Raw genomic sequence first — 3,969 nt, 5'->3', positions numbered from 1 at the left:
CCCTGCCCCCTTCGAAGGGGGACTTGCTGCTACTGCTGTTGATCAGGTATAAGATATGTAGCAGCAGGTATAGCAGACATCCTAACAACAGAAGCTACAAGGCAATAGCTTTTGCCAGGTGCACCAGTGACGATTTTGTGTTTGAGCGGTCAGCGAGTTTAAAAGCGTCTTGACTTTTTTGCTTACTTTTTTTGTCAAGAAAAAAAGTAAGTGCCCGCCGCACAGGCGAATCTATGAAACAATACCAGGTTGAAGCTTGGTTAAGCTGCCGCTACGAAGTAAAAGCAGGCTACGAACTGCAAGCTTGCACCAGCGGGTGAAACTATACCTATTACCCTTCTCCCCGCTTCTCCCTTATGTCTTTCAAAATCTGCACGCCGCCACGTCCCAGTATGGTATCGGCCAGCTTTACGCCGAGCGCTTCGGCTTCTTCCGGGCTTCCTTCAAATATATCGTACAGGTGCTGCTGTCCGTCCAGGCTGACGAGGCCGCCTTGTATACGCACGTTCCCATCCTGCGTCAAGGTAGCCAGCGCAAACGAAGGGATGCTGCAACCGCCTTCCATGGTGCGCAGGAAAGCGCGCTCTGCTACCAGGCATACGTGCGTCTCTTCGTGATCCAGGGCCTGCTTGAGTTGCTGCTTCAGCTCCGGATCCAGGTCACGAGCGCACTCCACTGCTACGCTGCCCTGCCCCGCTGCAGGTACAAATTCATTTTCCGGGAAGGTATGCACGATCAGGTCGTCGTAGCCCATGCGGAACACACCGGCGTAAGCCAGCATGAGCGCATCGAACTGGCCATCCTTGAGCTTCTGCAGGCGCGTCTGCAGGTTACCCCGCGATTCGGCCGTGGTCACGTTCGGGTAGTATTTATTCAGAAGGGCTCTCCGGCGTGTAGAAGAAGTGCCAATAATTACGTTGCTGTCACGCTCCAGTTTGAAGTCCGGATTAAAAGACAAAATCACATCGTTCACCTTTTCCCGCTCCATAAAGGCCACCAGTTCCAGGTCGTCAGGTATAGAAGATTGTACGTCTTTGGCGCTGTGCACGGCAATGTCGATGCTGCCGTCCCGCAGGCCGACTTCCAGCTCTTCGGTGAACACACCCTTGGAGCCCAGTTTATCCAGGGACTTGTCCAGTATCTGGTCGCCTTTGGTGCTCATTCCTATTATCTCGGTGGCAAAGTTTGCCGCATGCAGCCGCTCGGCCACTGCGTTGGCCTGCCAGAGGGCCAGTTTGCTGCTCCGTGTACCAATCCGTATCGTCGTCCTGGCTTTCATATTCGTTGTCATATCTTTAATTTGTGCCGCGCAAATAGCCGGCTATCTGAATAGAACTATCTACAAACACCATCTTGGGATTCGCATTCCGCTCGATGTGATAATGCGCCTGGTTGAGTTCTTCGGTCAGTTGCCCGGCATTGGCCTGCGTGATCACTTTAGAGAATTTCTGTACAAAATCGAGCTCGTTTGGCGGCAAAAACCTGATCAGAGACTCATCCACCCCGTAGAGCATGACCTTGCGGAACAGATTGAGGGCATAGAGCAGAAAGTTCTTTTGGTTCTCGCGGCCCAGCTTCTGAAATTCCTCACTGCTATCCACCACTTTGTCGAACTTGTAAGTATAGCAGTTGCGCATCCAGTCGGTGAAGAACGAAAAGTAATCGCTGCTGATCTCGCTAGTTAGCTTCGTGGCGGCATTGAGACTCCCCTCCGCTAACTGTGAAATCTGGTAAGCGGCTGTCTGGTCTACTCCGTGCTTTTCCTGCAGGTAGGCGATCACCTCCTCTTCGGTAAAAGCGCGTACCCTTACGATCTGGGTGCGGGAGGTAATGGTAGCCAGCAGCTTTTCGGCTGACTGCGACACCAGCAAAAACAAGGTTTTGGCAGGCGGCTCTTCGAGCAGTTTCAGCAGGGCATTGGCAGCGAAAGGGTGCATGAGCTCGGGCAGCCAGATGAGCACGATCTTGTAATCGCCCTCAAATGCTTTCAGCGACACCAGCTTCACTAGCTGGCGGCTTTCCTCTTTGGATATGTTGCCTTGTTTGTTTTCAGCGCCGATGTGCTGCATCCATTCGTTGAGTCCCTGGTAGGGGTTGGCCAGCACGAATTCACGCCAGTCGGTCAGGAACTTCTGGCTCAGCACATCCTTGGTAATTGATTTGGTACTGGTGACCGGCATCACGAAGTTGAAATCCGGGTGTACCAGTTTGTTCATCTTCACGCAACTGCTGCACGTGCCGCATGAATCATCCGTTTGCCGGTCTTCGCAGTTGATGTAGGTAGCATAAGCCAGCGCCAGGGCCAGGTTGGCACTTCCCTCCTGCCCCAGAAACAACTGCGCATGCGCCACATGGTTCTGCCTTACAGAATTTGTCAGCAGTTGCTTGGTTTCCTGATGTCCTTTTATCTGCGAGAAATGCACGTTTTCAGTTTGTTAAATGGTTGAATTGTTAAATTGTTCCACTCAATGCCTGAATCAACAATTTAGCAATTGAACAATGCAGCCTTTACGCCTTCCTGTCCCATACCCGGTATTGCTGGGTCTGCTCGAATATTTCTGCTAAGATAGCCTTTTCTGTCTGGTCTAACTTTATCTGGCGGCGCTCCAGTACTTTTTCGGCTACCTCGTATGCCTTGCGCAGCTGGAACGTCTCGAAGCCGGAGGCACCGCCCCAGGCGAAGGAAGGTATAAAATTACGCGGATAACCTGCTCCGAAAACGTTTGCACTCACACCCACGACTGTACCGGTATTGAACATGGTATTGATGCCGCATTTGCTGTGGTCGCCCATGATCAGGCCGCAGAACTGCTGGCCTGTGCTCTTAAAGCCGCCCTTGGCGTAGTTCCATATCTTCACCTCTGCGTAGTTGTTCTTCAGGTTGGATGTGTTGGTATCGGCACCCAGGTTGCACCATTCGCCCAGCACCGAGTTGCCCAGGTAGCCTTCGTGCCCTTTGTTGGTATGGCCAAAGATAACGGAAGCCGCTACTTCGCCCCCTACCTTACAGAAAGGCCCGATGGATACATCGCCGCGCATTTTGCCGCCCACGTTCACGTTGCTGCCCTCGCCCAGTGCAAAAGGGCCTTTGATTACGGCGCCTTCGTGCACCTGTGCGTTCTTTCCGAGGTAGATAGGGCCATTCTCTGCATTGAGTATGGCAGCCCGGATCTTCACCCCTTCTTCAAGGAAGATATTTTCGGCATTGTACACAATGGTATGTTTATCGCCGATCGGCTGGCTTTGCCGGCCAGCGGTCAGCACCTGGTAGTCGCTGCGTATCTGCTGCCCGTTGAACACAAAAAGCTCCCATACCTCCCGGATGATGGTCTCGGGCCGGCATTCTTGCTTGTGGGCAAAGGTATAGCCTGCCAGGTCCTCTAAACTGTGCAGTTGCTGATCGCCTGCCTGCAGCGCCACCAGCATACCCTCCTGCCACAGGCTTTGTCCGTCCTGCAGCTCTTTTATCTGCTGCACCAGTTGCGCATCAGGGCATACTGCGCCGTTGATGTAGATATTCCGGGGCTGGAGCTCCGCCGGAAACTTCTCCTGCAGGTAGGGCTGCGTCAGGTAGGACACCGTGGCCTGCGCCTGCGCCTGCCATTTTTCGGCGATGGTCCTGATGCCCACGCGCACCTGAGCCACTGGTCTGGTAAAGGTCAGCGGCAGAAGCGACTGCCGGATGACAGCGTCATCGAAGAGAAGGATGTTTATCATAGCTACAAAAATAAAAAGTCTCCCTGATATTCTCAGGAAGACTTTGTAACGTTTTAACCAGGTATTCCGGTTTATTTTTTCTTGTAACGGGTGTTGAAACGCTCCACACGTCCAGCAGTATCCACGAAGATGTTTTTACCAGTATAGAAAGGGTGAGAAGCAGAAGAAACTTCCACTTTGATTACTGGATATTCTTTGCCGTCTTCCATGGTGATCTTCTCGTCAGAGTTCATCGTAGAACGGGTGATGAAT

At 52.5% G+C, this 3,969-nt stretch carries 4 protein-coding genes; all 4 read right to left on the bottom strand.

Going from position 1 to position 3,969, the window contains the following annotated elements; genetic code table 11:
• Window positions 1-331: 331 nt before the first annotated feature.
• Window positions 332-1,291 carry a hydroxymethylbilane synthase gene (gene hemC / locus OB13_RS19115; protein WP_461491782.1) on the bottom strand — a complete coding sequence of 320 codons (960 nt, stop codon included), beginning with the start codon at window positions 1,289-1,291 and terminating at the stop codon, window positions 332-334.
• A 4-nt stretch (window positions 1,292-1,295) separates the two neighbouring features.
• Window positions 1,296-2,423 (bottom strand): DNA polymerase III subunit, encoded by a 1,128-nt coding sequence (locus tag OB13_RS19110; protein WP_461491781.1) that lies wholly within the window; start codon window positions 2,421-2,423, stop codon window positions 1,296-1,298.
• Between the two features lie 85 nt (window positions 2,424-2,508).
• The gene (locus OB13_RS19105; RefSeq protein WP_461491795.1) at window positions 2,509-3,714 is read right to left on the bottom strand and encodes a GlmU family protein; all 1,206 of its coding nucleotides are present in this window, start codon (window positions 3,712-3,714) and stop codon (window positions 2,509-2,511) included.
• 74 nt (window positions 3,715-3,788) lie between these two features.
• The coding region (locus OB13_RS19100; RefSeq protein WP_461491780.1) for a type B 50S ribosomal protein L31 at window positions 3,789-3,969 on the bottom strand (181 nt) is incomplete at its 5' end.

This window comes from Pontibacter sp. HJ8 (assembly GCF_054824225.1).
The sequence above is the reverse complement of the archived record's forward strand: the minus strand, read 5'-3'. Positions and strand labels throughout refer to the sequence as shown.